The following is a 19,435-nucleotide window of genomic DNA, read 5'->3' on the forward strand; positions in this document are numbered from 1 at the left end:
TCTCCGGAAGAAGTGATGGTACGCCCAAGGGGAATCGAACCCCTGTTTGCGCCGTGAGAGGGCGCCGTCCTGACCGCTAGACGATGGGCGCTTAAACCATGTCGCTGATATAATCGCCAAAGAGAAAAAGTGCAATCCTCGAAGGGAGAAACAAACAAGGCGGCAATCATGCCGCCCTGATCAGCCTCTATCCGCTTCATAGCAGGGCGCTAAGATGCTAACGCTATCCACGCCCTGAAAATGCTCAATCGCCGCACGGGCTTAACCAAGTCTCGGTGAGTCAAACTCAACGCGACTTGGTATTATTCGACATTGCCGAGCTTGATGCGGCCGATGATGCGCGACTCGCGATAATCATAGATGATGAGTTCCGTACCGCCATCAGGCAGCAGGGTTTCCAGCGAAAGTTCATTGCCGGAAAGGCTTTGCGAGAGAAGACGGGTGCCCGGCGTCAGGTTGATCTGTGATTCGATCAGCTTCGGCGGTTCCGGCTTTACCGGAGCGGGAGCGGCCTGTCCGGGAATATCGGAACGGGCTTCTTCCGCTGGCGAGGTTTCCGGCGCGCGATTGATCTTGTAGACAACGGCGACAAGCACGGCCATAAGACCGATCAGCATGACACCGATGGAGACGGCCAGAAGCCGGATCATTTTGCGGCGCACACGTTCCATGGCTGGATCAAGCTGGGGCTCGGCCTGTTCTTCCGGGTAATAGCCCTGCTGATAGTCCTGATAGCCTGAATCCTGATGATTCTGGTATCTCGGATAGTGTGGATCCTGCATTCAACGACTCCGGTTCGAACTTCGCCATGTTATGGCGTGTGCCGCGTGATAGAGCATTTTGCAGCCAAATGGAAACATTTGACGCCGCATAAATGCGGTAAAACCAAGAGATAGAGCTGTTCTGACGATTTCGTTAAAACACGCCCGCTCTCATAGAGGCCCATTCTCTTAAAGGAAAGACACGAGTGAAAGAGCTTACGACCGACTCCGATGCCACAGGCAAGCGTCTCGACCAGTGGCTGGCCGCAGCATTGGGGCCGGAACTCTCGCGCAGCCGCGTTCAGTCCCTGATTGCCGATGGCCATGTGACCATCGACGGCGCACCCGCCCGTGAAGCCAAGCAGAAGCTGCGCGAGGGCATGACAATCGCCATCGTACTGCCTGAGCCGGAACCAGCCGAACCGATCGCCGAGAACATACCGCTCGATATTCTTTACGAGGATGATGATCTCATCGTGATCAACAAACCCGCCGGGCTTGTCGTTCACCCAGGCAACGGCAACTGGACGGGAACACTCGTCAATGCCCTTATATATCATTGTGGCGATAGCTTGTCGGGCATCGGAGGAATTCGCCGCCCTGGCATCGTTCATCGTCTCGACAAGGACACGAGCGGCGTCATGGTCGTGGCCAAGAATGACCGTTCGCATCGGCATTTGAGCGAACAATTTGCCGACCATGGCCGCACCGGCGATCTGGAACGCGCCTATCTCGCACTCGTCTGGGGCATGACAGAGCGCCCGCAGGGCTTCATCGATGCGCATCTTGGACGCTCGCATCGCGACCGCACCAAGCAGGCCGTGGTCAATGAAGAGCGCGAGGATGCCCGACACGCCATCACCCATTATGTGACGGTCGAAAAATTCGCCCCCCTTGAAGATGCAACCGCACTGGCCTCGCTCGTCGAATGCCGCCTTGAGACCGGTCGCACCCACCAGATCCGCGTGCACATGGCGCATATCGGCCATCCACTTGTCGGCGACATGGACTATGGCAGCGCCTACAAGACCAAGGCCAACAAGCTGCCGGAACCGTTGAAAGAGGCCGTGCGCGGTTTCCACCGGCAGGCACTGCATGCCTGGCTGCTCGCCTTCACCCATCCGGCCACGGAGGAACTGATGCGTTTCGAAGCGTCGGTACCGGAAGATATGGAGCACCTTCTGGAAAATTTCCGGAAGCATTCTATATAATACTGGCAACTATCATGGTTGGCCGAAAGGATGGATAGCTGATAAACAACAGGCTGTTTCCATCATCAAAATCGGGGGCGCGGCTGCAGTGAAAGCCGCTCTCTTGCCGCAAAAAACAATTCATTTCAGACCAAAGCGCATCCCGAAAAGTGGGAACCGGTTTTCGGGACAAGGTGCGCGCAAAATAAAAAGACAGGGTATTTTCTGTGTTTCGGGAAATGCAGAAGATACTCCAGCCACGCAACCTTTGGCCTTGAGAAGCGTTCACATTGTAGTGACAGATTGTTTCATGAGTTAAAGGATCGTGTTTTCGCCAAAATCATGCCTATATATGAGGGCTCGCGAGAGGGAAGTGCAGGAGGCAGCCCCCGCGACAGGTTCGCCAAACGGGAACCTGAAATTATAAAGGAGGGTGCTCTATGGCCCAGATGAATCTCCCAAGCATCACGTCCGGTGACGGTGGCCTTACCCGTTATCTGGAAGAAATTCGTCGCTTTCCCATGCTTGAGCCGCAGGAAGAATACATGCTGGCCAAGCGCTACCACGAACATACCGATCCCAAGGCCGCCCACAGGCTGGTGACAAGCCACCTGCGTCTCGTGGCCAAGATCGCCATGGGCTATCGCGGCTACGGCCTGCCGATTGGTGAAGTAATTTCCGAAGGCAATGTCGGCCTCATGCAGGCCGTGAAGCGTTTCGAACCTGAACGCGGTTTCCGTCTTGCCACCTATGCCATGTGGTGGATCAAGGCCTCGATCCAGGAATATATCCTGCGCTCGTGGAGCCTTGTGAAGATGGGCACGACCGCCAATCAGAAGCGCCTGTTCTTCAATCTGCGCAAGATGAAGAGCAAGATTCAGGCGCTCGATGATGGCGATCTTAACCCGGATCAGGTCAAGCAGATCGCAACCAAGCTCAAGGTCAGCGAAGACGAAGTGGTTTCCATGAACCGCCGTCTGTCCGGTGACGCGTCGCTGAATGCGCCCCTACGCGCTTCGGAAGGCGAATCCGGCGAATGGCAGGACTGGCTGGTCGATGACAGCAGCAGCCAGGAGCAGGTTCTGATCGAGCAGGACGAGCTGGAAAACCGCCGCTCCATGCTCGAACAGGCGATGGATACGCTGAATGACCGTGAACGCCGCATTTTCGAGGCGCGCCGCCTCTCGGACGACCCGATGACGCTGGAAGACCTTTCCAGCGAGTTCGGTATCAGCCGCGAACGCGTGCGCCAGATCGAAGTGCGTGCGTTTGAAAAGGTGCAGGCTGCGGTGAAGGTCGCTGCCTACAAGCAGCAGAAGGCGCTGAACCATGTCGAGGAAACGCACGCCTAAAGTCACAAGGCACCAAACCGACGCTGACAAGTTCTTTCTGCCGCAGACGGACAACCGTTCTGCGGCAGAATTATTTGGGCGTTACTGAGCCCCCTCGCCTTTGGCGAGTTCAAGTCCTTCATCTATCCAGCCTGTCAGCCCGCCCGCCATGATCTTGACCGGCCGGTCGAGATTGGCGAGCCGCAAGGCGCCACGCGCCGCGCCATTGCAATGCGGTCCTGCACAATAAGTGACGAAAATCGTTTCCTGCGACCATTCCGCCATCTTGGACGCGATAATCTTGCCGTGCGGCAGATTGATTGCGCCCGGAATATGCGCCTCTGCAAAATGCACAGGGCTACGCACGTCGAGAAGCACGAAATCGGCTCCTTTGGACAAGGCATCGTGCACGTCCCAGCAATCCGTCTCGAATGTGAATTCGGCTGCGAAATGATCACGTGCCAATGCGCCTGGCGCTGGCGGGATGGCAGTTACGGCTGATTTCCTGTCGGTCTTTGTCACACTATCCATGGGCGATCTCCTTTGTCTTCGGAAAGATTGTCGCCCATTTTCCAATTCACTTGCAATTGGCGTGATTGACAATATACGTAAAGATAATGACAAACCAGGTACCAGACCTTAAAGGCCCACTCGTCGTAGCGCTTCTCTATGACCGGCTTTGCACCTTTGAATTCGGCATAGTCGCCGAAATCTTTGGCCTGCCCCGCCCGGAAATGGGACCGGGATGGTATCGCTTCGCCAGTTGCCCGATTGAAGACGGCCCGTTGCGTGCACATGGCGGGTTCGTCATCACGCCCGATGGCGGTCCCTATCTCATTGACGAGGCCGACATCATCATTATTCCGGGCTGGAAAGGTGCAGACGTTCCGGTGCCGGAAGCCATCAGCGAAAGGCTGCGACACGCGCACCAGCGCGGAGCGCGCCTCGCCTCCATCTGTTCAGGGGCTTTCGTCCTGGCTGCGACGGGACTGCTCGACGGTGGCACCGCCACCACGCACTGGCGCTATGCCGACGCGCTGCGTAACAAACACCCCGCAATAGATGTCGATGATGCGTCGCTCTATCGCGAACATGATCGCATCTTCACTTCGGCCGGCAGCGCAGCCGGAATAGACCTCCTCATCGAAATCGTTCGACAGGATTTCGGAGCCGCCGCCGCAAATTCCGTTGCCCGGCGGCTGGTCATGCCCGCTCACCGCACGGGTGGACAGGCACAGTTTCTCGAACGTCCGGTCACAAGGCGCGAAGGCACCACAATCAGCCCGGTTCTGGACAGGATGCGTGCCGATCTTGCCGCGGAATGGACAATCGAGCGCATGGCGGCTGCGTGCCGGATGAGCCCACGCACATTCCTGCGGCGCTTTACTGAGGCAACCGGCGCCACGCCCGGCGACTGGCTCACCATGGAGCGTATTGCAGCTGCCAGGGAATTGCTCTCTCAGGGACAGGCGAGCATTGACGATGTTGCTGCTTCAGTCGGCTTTGGAAGCGCGCACACGCTTCGCCATCATTTCCGTCAAAAGATCGGGATCAGTCCGGCGGAATATCGCAGGCGGTTCCTCGCGGAAACTGTCATCCAAGCAATATAAAACCGTCAAACAACTGTAATGGATTGGCTTTAGGGACGAGGGCGTGTTTCACCCTAGAGCGGGCCAGTTGAAATGGATTCGTCGGAACCGCTCCAGCCTTTTGTTTTTACGCATGTCTTGTTCCGAAACCGGTTCCCACTTTCGGGAGACATGCTCCAGCCCGAAGGTCATCCCATGAAAAAGCTCCTGCTCGCCGCAGCTCTTGCGCTTACCGCTGCCACCGCCGCATCTGCTTCCGAATATGTCTCCTTCCTCGATTATCCGCAGAAGGAACAGGACGGGACGGAGTTCTTCACAGCCATCGAAATCCCGCAAGGCAGCTTCACCAAATATGAAATCGATGACAAGACCGGTCACATCATCGTCGATCGCTACCAGTCCATGCCTGTCATCTATCCGGCCAATTACGGCTCGATCACCAGCACGCTTGCTGGCGATGGCGATCCGCTCGACGCGCTCATCTATACGCGTGAGCCGATTGTTCCCGGCGCGATCATCAAGGTTCGTCCCATCGGCGTCCTGAAGATGATCGATGGTGGCGACCAGGACGACAAGATCGTCGCCGTCCCGACCACGGACATCGATCCGACCTATGACAACATCAAGGAAATCACCGATCTGCCGAAGATCGAACAGCAGCGTCTCGAAGCTTTCTTCCGCGTCTACAAGCAGTTGCCGGAAGGCCGTAAGGTCGTTGAACTGGGCGGCTTCGACAGCGCCGAAGCAGCCCGAAACGAAATCGCCAAGGCCATCAAGGCTTTCGCTGAAAAGAAGTAACCGGCACTATCCCGGCTCGCGTCAAAATAAAAAAGGCCGCTCAAAGCGGCCTTTTTCTGTTTCGATATGTAAGACTAGTTCGTGCCGAGCACGTCGTTGAACGCCTTCTCGCCCGGCACGCCCTTTTCAAGGCTGATAAGGGCGCGGCGACCGTTGCGATAGGAGATCGGAATATCGATCCACTGCAGGCGGCGCATCAGTGAAAGATTGGTGTCCTGCGCCGTGCGGGCGTCGTTCAGCCACACGATAAAGAAGTTATCGCCGATCTTCGACGGCACGGCGATCAGCGGATTGCCTGCCGCCTGTTCCGTGTCCTTGAAGGTAATGCGCTGTACATTGTCCACGACGCCACCGGTAAACCCTTCTGGCACGGTGAATACCAGCTCGATCAGATGGCTCGCCGGGATAGACTGATCCGTATTCTTGCGGATGGTCATCTTCAGCTCGACCTTGCTGGTCGGCATTGTAACGGTCGCGCGGACTGCCGGTTCAGCGGGTTGACCGTCTTCCGGGCTTTCCTCGATCGTCGACCAGACCACATTGCCACGCTCGACCGAATCCGAACCGGCGCCACCGCGTTCTTCATAAAGAAGCGCCTGCTGGCCGACGGCAACGGTCTGGTTCTGTCCGGGCTGCGCTCCGTTCTGCGTATTCGTTTCAGCGGGCGCAGGCGTGGAAGCAGCGGTCGACGTACCCTCGCCGATTCCGTTTGCAGCACCGGCAGATCCACTATCGGTTTCGCTGCCATCCGGCATCAGCCGCTGCGTCATTTTCGGTTCGCCTGCAGGCTGCTGCGGCTGTTCCGGTGTCTGCTCGCCACCCGTTGTCGCCGTGTTGGTGTCGGCTGGCGGAGTCGTCGAATCTTCGGGATGCGTCCCGGTATCGGAACCGGTCACAGGCGCATCGCTGCGTCCAAGGCTCGACGCCAGTTCCTGAATCTTGTCCTTGTTGACCCAGACCGCATAGCCAGCACCGCCGAGAACCAGAACGGCGACCAGAGCTGCAATCAGCCCCTTATAGGAACGCTGCTCCTTCTTGGAGGTGCGTTCGATATATTCGCTGCGGCGGGCCTGCGCCTTTTCCTTGGCGCGGTCCAGTTTCCAGTCGTCGCTGCGCTCGGCTGCAAAGGCCGGTGCGTCATCATCTTCACTGGAGAAATTGTCGCGACGCCCATCGCGCGGTGCACTGGAGAATGCGGGTTCGTCATCATCTTCATGCGACTGCGCGCGCTCTGCTGCGTCCTGATTCGCCTCCTGCAGGAAATCTTCCAGCGCATCCTCGACCGGCTCTTCCGGTACGGCGGCTGGCGGCGCATAAAAGGCTTCAACCTCGGCAATGGCATCTTCGAGAATATTGCGCTGGCGGACAGCTACAGCCTGCGAGGCATTTGCCGTAACAAGCTTTTGCTCGATCGTTGCGCGCGCTTTCGCGTAAACGCGCTGGCGCAATTCGGGCGATTTGTCCGCCTGCGCATCGATCGTCTTTTTCAGTACCGCTACAAAATCCGCCATTCCGTCTTACCCGGTTTCCGCCCGTCCAGATGAACAATAAGCACAGGATGCAATAAATGTCCCAATAATCACAATAATCAAGGGAAAGCAAAGTCTCTGGCTACGATTTAGCGAAGACTTTCAAAATGATGCGGTGAAATAGTGGCAAAATTCACCCTGATGCGAAGCTTTGTACGGCCCATTGCGTTCTTTGTACAACGGTCGAAACAAAATCGGAGCAGCTTCCGGAAAAGCTGCTCCGAACATATCGCTCATTGACTGCAAACAATCAGTCGTGGAACGGATCAGTGACGAGGATCGTGTCCTCGCGTTCCGGGCTGGTGGAGAGCATCGCCACCGGCGCGCCGATCAGTTCTTCGATGTGACGGACGTATTTGACAGCCTGCGCCGGAAGATCATTCCACGAACGCGCACCGGCGGTCGTTTCGGACCAGCCCGGCAGCGTTTCATAGATCGGCTTGACGCGCGCCTGCGCGCCCATGGAGGACGGCAGATAGTCGATGCGCTTGCCGTCGAGTTCATAGGCGACGCAGATCTTGATTTCGTCCAGACCATCGAGAACATCGAGCTTGGTGAGCGCAATGCCGGTGATACCGGAAGTACGAACCGTCTGACGCACGATGACGGCATCGAACCAGCCGCAGCGGCGCTTGCGACCCGTTACCACGCCGAATTCATGGCCCTTGGTGCCGAGGAATTCGCCGATCTCATCGTTCAGCTCGGTCGGGAACGGACCTTCGCCAACGCGGGTCGTATAGGCCTTGGTGATGCCAAGCACATAACCGATGGCCGTCGGGCCGAGGCCCGAACCGGCGGCAGCCTGACCGGCAACCGTGTTGGAGGACGTCACGAACGGATACGTGCCGTGGTCGTTGTCGAGCAGTGCGCCCTGCGCGCCTTCGAACAGGATACGGTCGCCCGCCTTGCGACGTTCGTCGAGAACGCGCCAGACCTGATCGATATAGGGCAGAATCTGATCGGCAACTGAGGTCAGTTCGGTCAAAATGGTTTCGACCGCAATTTCCTCAAGCCCCATGCCGCGACGCAGCAGATTGTGGTGCGCCAGCAGACGTTCGACCTTTGGCTGCAGCGTTTCCGGCTCGGCCAGATCGATCACGCGGATGGCGCGACGGCCGACCTTGTCTTCGTAGGCTGGGCCAATGCCGCGCTTGGTCGTGCCGATCTTGAGACCCGAATTGGAGCCTTCGCGCATGGCGTCGAGATCGCGATGGATGGAAAGGATGAGCGGAGCGTTTTCAGCAATACGCAGCACATCCGGGTTGATGTCGATACCCTGTGCGCGCAGCTTCTCGGTTTCAGCAACGAAATGATGCGGATCGACAACGACACCGTTGCCAATGACGCTCAGCTTGCCGCGCACGAGGCCGGATGGCAGCAGCGAAAGCTTGTAGCTGACGCCGTCGATAACAAGCGTATGACCTGCGTTATGACCACCTTGGTAGCGCACGATGACATCGGCGCGTTCGGACAGCCAGTCAACGATCTTACCCTTGCCCTCATCGCCCCATTGCGATCCGACGACAACCACATTTGCCATTGAAGAAACTCCTTGGCTTCTATTTGAAAATCCAAGGATCGAAGCGGCCCGGTCATCGCCAGTTGAGGCTACAGGGTGCTGATCCCTCGTCTCTATACAGATTGAAACGGGATTGCGCGACTCTTTCGTGCAAGAATTTGCTATTTTTGAACAGCCGTCGGAAACGGAGGGCGCTTAGGTCGCTTGAGATTCCGTTTATTGCGTGGCGAAAATGGCGGGATTTGAGACCCGGAGCGGAATGTACATTCAAGCATAGTCCCGAAAAGTTGCAGATTTTTCGGACAAGACTATGCGTCCAGGAGATGTACATGAGCACCGGAAGCGAAAAATCACGCCATTTGCAGACCGCCAGAAACGGAATATCCGCGACCTAGCCGGCGCGGACCATATAGAGTGCATCATCCGAATAGCTCTTGAGCTTTTCCTCAAGCGCCGGAAGATCGCGGACGACAAAGCCCTTCTTTTCCCAGAAGCCTTGCGAGCCGTTGACTGCAACGAGAGACATGGTAACGAAGCCGTCGCGTTCGGCTTGCGTGGCCATCAGTTCCACGACACGTGTGGCAGCACCGCTGGAACGGGCATCAGGCAGCAGCGCGATATCGTGGATATAGTAGGTGTTGGTATCATCCGGCAGTTCGCCCAGAACGGCGTTGAGAGCCGGAACCGTATCGAGCTTCCACGGATGGCTGATGCCATAACCAAGGATTTCAGTATCACGGGCGAGCACGAAGCAGCCCGCCGGATAGAGTTTGAAGCGGTCCCGGAAGACCGCCTCATCTTCAAAGAAGTCGAGATGGACAACATTAGCAACCGCAGTCACGCCCGCAATATCCTGCTCGTGCATGCGCCGCCATTCCGGCTGTACCATCTCTTCAACCATTTTCTCAAACTTCTCCGACGTTGAACTCAAGCGGTGTTGCCGCCTTGATTGCCTCTTGAGCCGTCAGTTCGTCAAGTGCTGCCTGTGGAATCTGTTCATCCACATAGAGCATGGCGATCGCATCGCCACCCGGATGGTCACGTCCGAGCGAGAAGTTTGCGATGTTGATATTGTGCTTGCCGCAGATCGTGCCAAGCAGGCCGATCATGCCCGGAACGTCCTTGTTGGTGACGTAAAGCATGTGCGGGCCGACCTCGGCATCGAGATTGATTCCCTTAATCTGGATGAAACGCGCCTTACCGTCCGAGAAGCAGGTTCCGGCGATGGAGCGTTCACGCAAGGTGGTCTTCACCGTCAGCTTGATATAGCCGTCGAAGATACCGGACTTGTCGCGCTTGACTTCCGAAACGATGATGCCGCGTTCCTTCACCATGATCGGTGCGGAAACCATGTTGACGTCGGCTACCTGCGGACGGATGAGACCGGCCAGAGCCGCACTCAGCAATGCGCGCGTGTTCATCGTGGCGGTGGAACCATCGAACAGCACTTCGACTTCCTGGATCGGCTCATCCGTGACCTGACCGACGAAAGCGCCAAGCACATCGGCAAGTTTTACGAACGGCTTGAGGCGCGGCGCTTCTTCCGCCGTGATCGACGGCATGTTGATCGCGTTGGAAACGGCGCCCTTCACGAGATAGTCCGACATCTGTTCGGCCACCTGAAGCGCAACATTTTCCTGCGCTTCCGAGGTCGATGCACCGAGATGCGGCGTGCAGACGACATTGGGCAGCGAGAAAAGTTCGTTTTCCGTCGCCGGTTCCGTTTCGTAAACGTCTATACCGGCACCGGCCACATGGCCGGATTTCAGCGCTGCCACCAGATCCTTTTCCACGATCAGGCCACCGCGGGCGCAATTGACGATACGCACACCCGGCTTTGTCTTGGCAAGGTTTTCCGCATTGATGATATTGCGGGTCTTGTCGGTCAATGGCGTGTGCAGCGTGATGAAATCGGCGCGGGCAAGCAGTTCGTCAAGCTCAACCTTTTCAACGCCCAGTTCCTGCGCACGAGATTCGGACAGGAACGGATCGAAAGCCACCACATGCATCTTCAGGCCGATGGCCCGGGTCGCGACAATCGAACCGATATTGCCGCAACCGACGACACCCAGCGTCTTGCCGGTGATTTCCACGCCCATGAAGCGGTTCTTTTCCCACTTGCCTGCGCGGGTGGATGTGTCGGCTTCCGGCAATTGCCGCGCCACGGCGAACATCAGCGCAATGGCATGTTCGGCAGTGGTGATCGAATTGCCGAACGGCGTGTTCATGACGATGATACCGCGGCGCGAAGCCGCCGGAATATCGACATTGTCCACGCCGATACCGGCGCGACCGACGACCTTGAGTTTCTTGGCAGCTGCAATCAGCTTTTCCGTGACCTTGGTGGCCGAACGGATCGCCAGCCCGTCATAATCGCCGATGACTTCGAGAAGCTTGTCCTTGTCCTTGCCGAGATCAGGCAGGTAATCGACTTCCACGCCGCGATCCTTGAAAATCTGGACGGCAGTGGGCGAAAGCTTATCGGATACGAGAACGCGAGGTGCCATGGAGGCCTCCTTCAAACATTTTCAGACCAAACATTTCCTGTAAACACAGACCGATCTGCTTCAGGAAAGGCTATGAATAATGGGGGATGCGGACCGTGGCCGCCCCAACGCGGACCACGGCGTCATGCACGAAATGCTCAGGCAGCAGCTTTCAGCGCAGCCTTCTGCGTTGCAAAAGCCCAATCCAGCCAATGCGTCAGCGCTTCCAGATCGGAAGTTTCCACCGTGGCACCGGCCCAGATGCGCAGACCCGAAGGTGCATCGCGATAGGCGCCGATGTCATAGGCAACGCCTTCCTTGTCGAGCGCAGTGACGATGCCCTTGGCGAAAGCGGCCTGCTCGTCGGCAGACAGGGCCGTCACTTCCGGATCAATAATCGTAAGGCAGACGGAGGTGTTCGAGCGGGTTTCCGGCTTCACCGCCAGATTGGCAATCCACGGCGTATTTGCGACAAAGCCGTCGAGAACTGCAAAATTCGCATCGGCACGCGCAACCAGCGCATCGAGACCGCCGAGCGATTTCGCCCATTTCAGCGCATCGAGATAGTCTTCCACACAGAGCATGGACGGCGTGTTGATGGTTTCGCCGACGAAGATGCCTTCGATCAGCTTGCCGCCCTTGGTCATGCGGAAAATCTTCGGCAACGGCCAAGCAGGCTTGTAGCTTTCCAGACGTTCGACAGCACGCGGGCTGAGGATCAGGATGCCGTGTGCACCCTCACCGCCCAGAACCTTCTGCCAGGAGAAGGTTACGACGTCGAGTTTCGGAAAATCGAGGCGTTGCGCGAAAGCGGCAGATGTTGCATCGCAGAAGGTCAGGCCCTTGCGGTCTGCCGGAATGAAATCGCCATTCGGGACGCGCGCACCGGACGTGGTGCCGTTCCAGGTGAAGACCACATCGCGGTCGAAATCGACCTGCGAAAAATCGACAATCTCACCATAAGGCGCGTCGAAGGTGCGAACATCTTCGAGCTTGAGCTGTTTGGTCACATCCGTGACCCAGCCCGAACCGAAGCTTTCCCACGCGACCATATCGACGCCGCGTGCGCCGAGCATGGACCACAGCGCCATCTCGACAGCGCCGGTGTCGGAAGCAGGCACGATACCGATACGGTAATCGGCAGGCACCTGCAGCACTTCGCGGGTAAGATCAATGGCCTCTTTGAGCTTTGTCTTGCCGATTTTCGCACGGTGCGAACGGCCAAGCGCCGCATCGACCAGCGCATTCAGCGACCAGCCGGGACGTTTTGCACAGGGACCGGATGAAAAATTAGGATTAGCCGGGCGAACTGCCGGCTTCGCAATCGTCGTCATGTTGTTTCTATCCTCTCAGATAGCACGCGTCTCGTTGGGGAGACGTGGCCCACTTACTGGGATAGCTGAAAGCGCATTTTTCATCAATACGCCTTTCTGGGAATATTTTTACCCAACCCGCCCGAATTGCTTCGGGCGGGTAGAATTTCGTTATCGGGTCGCTGTCTTCGTTTCAGACGGCTCTTCTTCCATGCGCGCATAATAGCTCGCAATCAGCGCACCGGAGATATTGTGCCAGACACTGAAAACGGCGCTCGGCACAGCCGCCAGCGGCGAGAAATGCGCATTGGCGAGCGCCGCGCCAAGGCCACTGTTCTGCATCCCGACCTCGATGCTGATCGCCTTGCGCTTGGCAAGCGACAGACCCGCGAAACGCGCTGAGAAATAGCCTAGAACCAGACCGAAGCTGTTATGCAGAACGACAACCGCGAAGATCAGCAGGCCAGACTGGGCGATAGCGGCCTTGTTGACAGCCACGACGGCGGAAACGATGAGCACAATGCCGATGACTGACACGAGCGGCAACATGGGCACAGCCGCCTTGACCAAACCCGGCACCAGCTTTTGCAGGATGAAACCCAGCGCCAGAGGCAGGAGAATCACCTTCACGATGCTGATGAACATGCTCATCGCATCGACCGGCAGATATTGGCTGGCGAAGAACCAGACCAGAAAAGGCGTCACGAGAGGCGCCAGCAAGGTCGTGACGCTCGTGCAGGCCACGCTTAGTGCCACGTCGCCCTTCGACAGATAGGTCATGACGTTGCTGGCCGTTCCACCGGGGCAGCAACCGACCAGAATAACGCCCGCAGCCACTTCCGGTGACATCGGGATGATACGCGTCAGCAACACGGCGAGAAGCGGCATGATGATGAACTGGGCCAGCACACCGATGGCGACCTCGAAAGGTCGTTTGGCGACTTCCGCAAAATCCTTGCCGGAAATGGTCAGACCCATCCCGAACATGATGATGCCGAGCAGAACCACGATCCATGGCGCAAATACGCTGAACGTAGACGGCAGAACAAAGCCGAGAATGGCAAAGACAATGACCCAGATGGCAAAAGTCCGGCCTACGAAATCTGAAAATGCTGCAATTGCTTTCATAACCCTCCCCTTTTCAGGAAACGCGCTCGACGCGTTCTTTCACCTGTAAGGATTCGGGTCGCATATGAAAACGAAAAATTCGACACAACTAAAACAATAGACTGCAAAGCGGGCCGAAAGACCCGTTGCAATTATAGCAGGGCGCTAAGATGCTAACGCATCACGCCCTGAAAATGCTCAATTGCCGCGCAGGCTTAACCAAGCCTTGATGAGTCAAACTCAATGAGACTTGGTATTACCAGGTCGTGAAGCGCACGCCGGCGCGCAGCTGATGGGACTGAATATCCTTGTCGCTGAGCGTGAGGCCTGCAGCACTAGCAATATCAGCACCCTCGATGACCCCATAACGATAGCCGATATCAAGCTTGATGTTGGATGCCACGTCGATGCCCACACCCGCCATCAGCGCCCAGGCGAGACGATAATCATCGTCGGTCTTGTAGTTACCATAGGCCGTATCAATGGAATAGCGCACATTGGCAAAGCCAAGGCCTGCACCGAGATAAGGTGTGAAGCCGTAATAATTGCCGAGATCGACATAGGCGTTGGCCATCATGTCCCAGCTACGAACATCGACGTCCAGGTCGTCGAAGCTCTGCTTGGAATAGCCGAGCGTCACGTCGCCGCGCAGATTATCCGTGAACTGATAACCGACACCGACGGACGGCACGATATTCTTGTCCAGATCATAGCTTTGCGATGCGCTCCAGAAAGATGTCTCTGTCTGAACCTTGACCTTGGAGGAGAGATTGTAGCCGATATCGCCGCGCAGATACCAACCGGACCCGACCTCGACCGGCTGCTGCACCGGAGCGCCCGGTTCGTAGCTGATCATATCGAGATCGGCGGCAAAAGACTGCGATGCGACGTATAATCCGGCCAGCAAAGCAGCCAACGAACAGAAAGCACGCCATTGCATAGACATGATGATATCCCCGCTTATGAATGTATCATCATGTATGAATGAACATGGTTAAGATCACATAAATATAGGGATATGTTTACTGTACTTCTAAACAAATAAGGCCCGGATGACCGGGCCTTATTTTTACCGCGCGATTTGCAATTACTTGTAAACGGGACCGTCTACGATGGTCGAAACCTGCTGCGGAGCATAGTCCGGGCCTGCATCGCCGAACATATAGCGCAAGCCAACGCGCACATCATGCACATTCATACCGTTGTCGTATCCATCACCGATCCACTGATTGCCTTCAAACATCTTGCCGCCATTGATATGGCGATAGCGATAGCCCGCATCGAGCTTGAGGTTTTGTGTGAGATCGACCGACGCACCGGCCATGAGCGCGTAGGTAAAGCGCCAGTTGGCAGCGCCTTCCTGCGTGCCGCCATAGCGAACATCGTCCAGATCGTCCCACTTCACCCGCGTGCCACCAATGCCAGCGCCGACATAAGGCGTGAAGCCGGCAAAATTGCCGAGATCGACATAGGCATTGGCCAGAATGGAGAGAGCCGAGAAGCGACCGCGCTCGTCGGAAGCGCAGTTGATGTCACCGTTACAGGCCGAACCATAAGTGTGGCCATCAAACTTGGCGCGGGTCATGTAGTCGACCGTCAGATCGGTACGGAAATAATCCGTCACCTGATAACCGACACCGCCGCCCACGAGGAACGACCCCTTGAGATCGCCATAAAGCGTGTTGCTGCCGAAGGTCGGCGAGCCGCCGCCGCAGGTCGCGCAATTATCGATGGTCGCGTAGTCGGCATCCTTGAACTTGGCCTTGGAGTAACCGATATCGCCGCGCAGATACCAGCCACCAACGGCGGGCGGAGCGACAACGACTTCCGGAACTTCAGGAACTGGCTCCAGTATGTCCGCAGCAAGTGCGACGGGCGCTGCAGCCATCAGGGCAACCGATGCCGCCACACCGGCAAAAAGAGCTTTCGTAAAACTTTTCATATGTCTGCCCCATCGGAGAATCACGCCGCTGAAAGCGACGGGTACGGATGTTTGAGGGGAGACTATTCGGCAAAAGTTAAATACAACTTAACCTTGTTTTTTTACCAAGTTCATTAACACTCGCTAATGTACAAAATGCATTCCAAACGCAAAAGGCGCGGGACAAAACCCGCGCCTTTGCTCGCATTATCTTTAAAGGCATCAGGCCGCAGCGCTGCCCTCGGACGAGATCACGTCGATGATATCGTTGACGACCTTTTCCACCAGACCACGATCATCACCTTCTGCCATGACGCGGATAAGTGGCTCCGTGCCGGATGGGCGGATAACCAGACGGCCCTGAACGCCAAGACGCTCGGTAGCTTCGTCAATTGCGCTCTTCACGCGCTTGTTCTCCAGCGGCTTGCCGCCCGAGGTACGAACGTTCTTCAAAAGCTGCGGCACAGGATCAAACTTGCGGCAGATTTCGCTGATCGCCTTGCCCTGCTCCTGCGCGACAGCAAGGATCTGCAATGCCGAAATGAGACCATCGCCCGTCGTCGCATAATCGGACAGAACAATATGGCCGGACTGCTCGCCACCGACATTGAAGCCATGTTCGCGCATATGTTCGACCACATAGCGGTCGCCCACCTTGGTGCGGGCCAGCGTCAGATGGCGATCGGCAAGGAAGCGCTCCAGTCCAAGGTTGGACATGACGGTCGCCACGATGCCGCCGCCTTCGAGACGATCGCTTGCAGCCCAGCTTTCAGCGATCACGGCCATCAGCTGGTCGCCATCGATGACGGTGCCGTTTTCATCGACCAACAGCACACGGTCCGCATCGCCGTCCAGCGCAATGCCGACATCGGCGCGCACTTCGTGAACCTTCTTCATCAGGCCGATGGGATGCGTCGAACCGCAATCCTCGTTGATGTTAATGCCGTTTGGCTCGTTGTTGATGGTGATGACTTCCGCACCCAGCTCCCACAGGGCAGCAGGGGCAACCTTGTAACCAGCGCCATTGGCACAATCGACAACAATGCGCAGGCCGTTCAGGTCGATATTGCGCGGTAGTGTACGCTTCGCGAATTCGATATAGCGATAGATGTCGCCGTCGACGCGCTTGGCGCGTCCGACATCACCGTGGCTGGCCAGATAAGGGGTCAGATCACCATCGATCATCGCCTCGATCTTCAGCTCGATCTCGTCAGAAAGCTTGAAACCATCCGGACCAAAAAGCTTGATGCCATTGTCATAGAATGGATTGTGCGATGCGGAAATCATGACGCCGATATCGGCACGCAGCGAGCGGCAGAGCATTGCAACGGCAGGCGTCGGGATCGGGCCAAGCAGGAAAACATCCATACCGGCAGCGGTAAAACCGGCCACCAGCGCGTTTTCAAGCATATAGCCCGAACGGCGCGTATCCTTGCCGATCACAACGCGCGAAGTCTGGCCCTTGCGGCGGAAGATGTGACCGACAGCCATACCGACTTTCATGGCAACTTCCGGCGTCATCGGGAAGCTGTTTGCCTGTCCGCGAATGCCATCGGTTCCAAAATATTTCCGTGTCATCTGTTTCGCCTTGCGCTGAGCCATGAACCGCTCTCTGTGTCTTCAAATATATGCCGCCTGAATTGATCAGCGAGCAATGGCTGCCCGTTGCCCGACAGCAGATTTTCGCTGTTCTTAACGCGAAAACACCCACAAATGCAATTTCGCCTTTTGCGGCAGGTTTAACGTTCCCACGTCCTAAGTCGTAATCTGACGCAATATGATGCGCCGAAATCCTTAATGAGCCTTTGCGGTAAGCCCAAACAAAGCCAGATAACAAGAAAGCCGGGACAAGCCCGGCTTTCTTGATTTCGCTTTCAGGCAGCTTACTGCGGCTGCGGCTCCATACCCGGTTCGTTGCCAGGCTCGCTGCCCTTGCGCTTGCGCGGGCTTCCAGCCTTCGGCACACCCGAACCACGCGACGGCGTATCGTTGCCCTGATCGCGCGACGGCTTGTTGCCCGCAATCAGTTCCTTGATCTCGTCGCCGGACAGCGTTTCATATTCGAGCAGACCCTCGGCAAGCGCGATCCAGTCCTTCTTCTTCTTGGTCAGGATGCGGGTCGCCTCGGCATAGGCCTCGTCGATCAGACGGCGCACTTCGGCGTCGATGATCTGCGCGGTTTCTTCCGAAATATTCTGCGTACGGGACACCGAATGGCCAAGGAAGACTTCTTCCTGATTGTCGCCATAGGCCACACGGCCAAGCTTGTCGGAATAGCCCCACTGGGTCACCATCGAGCGGGCAAGCTTGGTGGCCTGCTGAATATCGGAGGAAGCACCGGAAGTGATGTTTTCCTTGCCGAACTTCAGCTCTTCGGCCACACGACCGCCCATCATGATGGCAAGACGCGATACCATCCAGGTATAGGTGGCCGAATAACGGTCGCCTTCCGGAAGCTGCATCACCATGCCGAGCGCACGACCGCGCGGAATGATCGTTGCCTTGTGGACCGGATCAGCCTTCGGCACGTTGATCGCAACGATGGCATGACCGGCTTCATGATAGGCTGTATTGGCCTTTTCTTCCTGCGTCATGGCGGAGCGGCGTTCCGCACCCATCATGATCTTGTCCTTGGCGTCTTCGAATTCCTGCATGGTCACAAGGCGCTTGTTGCGGCGCGCGGCCATGAGGGCAGCTTCGTTGACGAGGTTGGCGAGATCAGCACCGGAAAAGCCCGGCGTGCCGCGTGCGACAACCTTGAGATCGACATTGGGTGCAAGCGGCACATTGCGCACATGCACTTTGAGAATCTGTTCGCGACCGACGATATCCGGGTTCGGCACCACAACCTGACGGTCGAAACGGCCCGGACGCAAGAGCGCGGGATCGAGAACGTCGGGGCGGTTGGTCGCCGCGATCAGGATGATCGATTCGTTGGCTTCAAAGCCGTCCATCTCGACCAGAAGCTGGTTGAGCGTCTGTTCGCGTTCATCATTACCGCCGCCGAGACCAGCGCCGCGATGACGACCGACGGCATCGATTTCGTCGATGAAGATGATGCAAGGCGCATTCTTCTTGGCCTGTTCGAACATGTCGCGGACACGGCTTGCGCCAACACCGACGAACATTTCAACGAAGTCCGAGCCGGAAATGGTGAAGAACGGCACATTGGCTTCGCCTGCAACAGAGCGCGCCAGAAGCGTCTTACCAGTACCGGGAGGGCCTACGAGCAGCACACCGCGCGGAATCTTGCCGCCGAGACGCTGGAACTTCTGAGGATCGCGCAGGAATTCGACGATTTCTTCGAGGTCCTGCTTGGCTTCGTCAACGCCAGCCACATCCTGGAAAGTCACGCGGCCATGCGCTTCCGTCAGAAGCTTGGCCTTGGACTTGCCGAAGCCCATCGCACCGCGCGAGCCACCCTGCATCTGGCGCATGAAGAAAATCCATACGCCGAGGATCAGGATCATCGGAAGCCACGACAGGAGAATGCCGATCAGCGAGCTGGAACCGTCGGTTTCAGGGCGCGCAGTAATCGCGACATCCTTGCTTTCAAGGCGCGAAACAAGACCCGTATCGCCCGGCGAATAGGTCTGGAAGGTCGAGCCATTATCAGCAAACGTACCGCTGATCCGCTGGCCGGTAATCGTGACCGATTTCACGCGACCGTTGGAAACGTCGTCAATAAACTGCGAATAGGAAACTTCACGGGAATTGGAGCGCTGACCTGGGCTTTGGAACAGGTTGAACAGCGCGATCAAAAGAAGAGCAATGATCGCCCAAAGGGCGAAGTTGCGATAGTTCGGATTCATATCGGGTCCAATCGATACCACGGCCATTCCGCGGGCACGGAACGATGTTTCGGTCTAACATAGGATCGAAGGATGGCCT

At 57.0% G+C, this 19,435-nt stretch carries 16 protein-coding genes and 1 tRNA gene; 4 read left to right on the top strand and 13 right to left on the bottom strand.

What is annotated here, in order from left to right:
• Positions 1 to 16 precede the first annotated feature (16 nt).
• Positions 17 to 91, bottom strand: a tRNA-Glu gene (locus AAE521_RS18370).
• Between the two features lie 211 nt (positions 92 to 302).
• Entirely contained in the window at positions 303 to 782 is a 480-nt protein-coding gene (locus AAE521_RS18375) for a hypothetical protein (protein WP_071634166.1), read from the bottom strand.
• 185 nt (positions 783 to 967) lie between these two features.
• Here AAE521_RS18375 and AAE521_RS18380 point away from each other — a divergent pair, with 185 nt between their 5' ends.
• Together AAE521_RS18380 and rpoH are read left to right on the top strand one after the other, a co-directional pair.
• Positions 968 to 1,972: an RluA family pseudouridine synthase gene (locus AAE521_RS18380; protein ID WP_342062103.1), complete on the top strand. Its 1,005-nt coding sequence runs from the start codon at positions 968 to 970 to the stop codon at positions 1,970 to 1,972.
• Between the two features lie 419 nt (positions 1,973 to 2,391).
• Positions 2,392 to 3,303 (top strand): RNA polymerase sigma factor RpoH, encoded by a 912-nt coding sequence (gene rpoH / locus AAE521_RS18385; RefSeq protein WP_071634164.1) that lies wholly within the window; start codon positions 2,392 to 2,394, stop codon positions 3,301 to 3,303.
• An 81-nt stretch (positions 3,304 to 3,384) separates the two neighbouring features.
• Here rpoH and AAE521_RS18390 read toward each other — a convergent pair whose 3' ends face one another.
• Entirely contained in the window at positions 3,385 to 3,813 is a 429-nt protein-coding gene (locus AAE521_RS18390) for a rhodanese-like domain-containing protein (RefSeq protein ID WP_342062104.1), read from the bottom strand.
• 86 nt (positions 3,814 to 3,899) lie between these two features.
• On the opposite strand from AAE521_RS18390, the gene ftrA reads away from it, so the two are divergent.
• Both ftrA and AAE521_RS18400 read left to right on the top strand, forming a co-directional pair.
• A complete protein-coding gene (ftrA, locus tag AAE521_RS18395) occupies positions 3,900 to 4,892 on the top strand; it encodes a transcriptional regulator FtrA (protein ID WP_342062105.1) in 993 nt (330 codons plus the stop codon).
• Between the two features lie 174 nt (positions 4,893 to 5,066).
• Positions 5,067 to 5,669: an inorganic diphosphatase gene (locus tag AAE521_RS18400; protein ID WP_029929564.1), complete on the top strand. Its 603-nt coding sequence runs from the start codon at positions 5,067 to 5,069 to the stop codon at positions 5,667 to 5,669.
• A 74-nt stretch (positions 5,670 to 5,743) separates the two neighbouring features.
• Here AAE521_RS18400 and AAE521_RS18405 read toward each other — a convergent pair whose 3' ends face one another.
• The 10 genes from AAE521_RS18405 to ftsH all read right to left on the bottom strand — a co-directional run bounded on the left by AAE521_RS18405 (position 5,744) and on the right by ftsH (position 19,356).
• Positions 5,744 to 7,180, bottom strand: a complete 1,437-nt coding sequence (locus AAE521_RS18405) for a transcriptional regulator (RefSeq protein ID WP_342062106.1) — start codon at positions 7,178 to 7,180, stop codon at positions 5,744 to 5,746.
• 268 nt (positions 7,181 to 7,448) lie between these two features.
• Complete coding sequence (locus AAE521_RS18410) at positions 7,449 to 8,738, bottom strand: adenylosuccinate synthase (RefSeq protein ID WP_010661360.1); 1,290 nt, start codon at positions 8,736 to 8,738, stop codon at positions 7,449 to 7,451.
• A gap of 370 nt (positions 8,739 to 9,108) precedes the next feature.
• Positions 9,109 to 9,618, bottom strand: a complete 510-nt coding sequence (locus AAE521_RS18415; protein ID WP_010661361.1) for a GNAT family N-acetyltransferase — start codon at positions 9,616 to 9,618, stop codon at positions 9,109 to 9,111.
• 4 nt (positions 9,619 to 9,622) lie between these two features.
• A complete protein-coding gene (gene serA, locus AAE521_RS18420) occupies positions 9,623 to 11,224 on the bottom strand; it encodes a phosphoglycerate dehydrogenase (protein WP_029929559.1) in 1,602 nt (533 codons plus the stop codon).
• A 137-nt stretch (positions 11,225 to 11,361) separates the two neighbouring features.
• A complete protein-coding gene (locus tag AAE521_RS18425) occupies positions 11,362 to 12,537 on the bottom strand; it encodes a phosphoserine transaminase (protein ID WP_029929557.1) in 1,176 nt (391 codons plus the stop codon).
• 150 nt (positions 12,538 to 12,687) lie between these two features.
• Positions 12,688 to 13,644 carry a bile acid:sodium symporter family protein gene (locus AAE521_RS18430; protein WP_342062107.1) on the bottom strand — a complete coding sequence of 319 codons (957 nt, stop codon included), beginning with the start codon at positions 13,642 to 13,644 and terminating at the stop codon, positions 12,688 to 12,690.
• A 235-nt stretch (positions 13,645 to 13,879) separates the two neighbouring features.
• Positions 13,880 to 14,569, bottom strand: a complete 690-nt coding sequence (locus tag AAE521_RS18435) for an outer membrane protein (RefSeq protein WP_071633508.1) — start codon at positions 14,567 to 14,569, stop codon at positions 13,880 to 13,882.
• 141 nt (positions 14,570 to 14,710) lie between these two features.
• Positions 14,711 to 15,565 (bottom strand): outer membrane protein, encoded by an 855-nt coding sequence (locus tag AAE521_RS18440; protein WP_342062108.1) that lies wholly within the window; start codon positions 15,563 to 15,565, stop codon positions 14,711 to 14,713.
• 201 nt (positions 15,566 to 15,766) lie between these two features.
• Positions 15,767 to 17,122 (bottom strand): phosphoglucosamine mutase, encoded by a 1,356-nt coding sequence (glmM, locus tag AAE521_RS18445; RefSeq protein ID WP_342062115.1) that lies wholly within the window; start codon positions 17,120 to 17,122, stop codon positions 15,767 to 15,769.
• Positions 17,123 to 17,427: 305 nt separating this feature from the next.
• Positions 17,428 to 19,356 (bottom strand): ATP-dependent zinc metalloprotease FtsH, encoded by a 1,929-nt coding sequence (ftsH, locus tag AAE521_RS18450; RefSeq protein ID WP_071633510.1) that lies wholly within the window; start codon positions 19,354 to 19,356, stop codon positions 17,428 to 17,430.
• Positions 19,357 to 19,435: the final 79 nt, after the last annotated feature.

The organism is Brucella cytisi, assembly GCF_038433355.1.
GTDB classification, from domain to species: Bacteria; Pseudomonadota; Alphaproteobacteria; order Rhizobiales; family Rhizobiaceae; genus Brucella; species Brucella cytisi.

Bases quoted from the DNA above. Each gene is read 5' to 3' on its own strand.
- AAE521_RS18390 (WP_342062104.1), bottom strand. From the start codon at position 3,813: ATGGATAGTGTGACAAAGACCGACAGGAAATCAGCCGTAACTGCCATC.
- AAE521_RS18435 (WP_071633508.1), bottom strand. From the start codon at position 14,569: ATGTCTATGCAATGGCGTGCTTTCTGTTCGTTGGCTGCTTTGCTGGCC.
- AAE521_RS18375 (WP_071634166.1), bottom strand. From the start codon at position 782: ATGCAGGATCCACACTATCCGAGATACCAGAATCATCAGGATTCAGGC.
- AAE521_RS18405 (WP_342062106.1), bottom strand. From the start codon at position 7,180: ATGGCGGATTTTGTAGCGGTACTGAAAAAGACGATCGATGCGCAGGCG.
- glmM (WP_342062115.1), bottom strand. From the start codon at position 17,122: ATGACACGGAAATATTTTGGAACCGATGGCATTCGCGGACAGGCAAAC.
- rpoH (WP_071634164.1), top strand. From the start codon at position 2,392: ATGGCCCAGATGAATCTCCCAAGCATCACGTCCGGTGACGGTGGCCTT.
- AAE521_RS18430 (WP_342062107.1), bottom strand. From the start codon at position 13,644: ATGAAAGCAATTGCAGCATTTTCAGATTTCGTAGGCCGGACTTTTGCC.
- AAE521_RS18415 (WP_010661361.1), bottom strand. From the start codon at position 9,618: ATGGTTGAAGAGATGGTACAGCCGGAATGGCGGCGCATGCACGAGCAG.
- ftsH (WP_071633510.1), bottom strand. From the start codon at position 19,356: ATGAATCCGAACTATCGCAACTTCGCCCTTTGGGCGATCATTGCTCTT.
- AAE521_RS18440 (WP_342062108.1), bottom strand. From the start codon at position 15,565: ATGAAAAGTTTTACGAAAGCTCTTTTTGCCGGTGTGGCGGCATCGGTT.
- AAE521_RS18410 (WP_010661360.1), bottom strand. From the start codon at position 8,738: ATGGCAAATGTGGTTGTCGTCGGATCGCAATGGGGCGATGAGGGCAAG.
- AAE521_RS18400 (WP_029929564.1), top strand. From the start codon at position 5,067: ATGAAAAAGCTCCTGCTCGCCGCAGCTCTTGCGCTTACCGCTGCCACC.
- ftrA (WP_342062105.1), top strand. From the start codon at position 3,900: ATGACAAACCAGGTACCAGACCTTAAAGGCCCACTCGTCGTAGCGCTT.
- serA (WP_029929559.1), bottom strand. From the start codon at position 11,224: ATGGCACCTCGCGTTCTCGTATCCGATAAGCTTTCGCCCACTGCCGTC.
- AAE521_RS18425 (WP_029929557.1), bottom strand. From the start codon at position 12,537: ATGACGACGATTGCGAAGCCGGCAGTTCGCCCGGCTAATCCTAATTTT.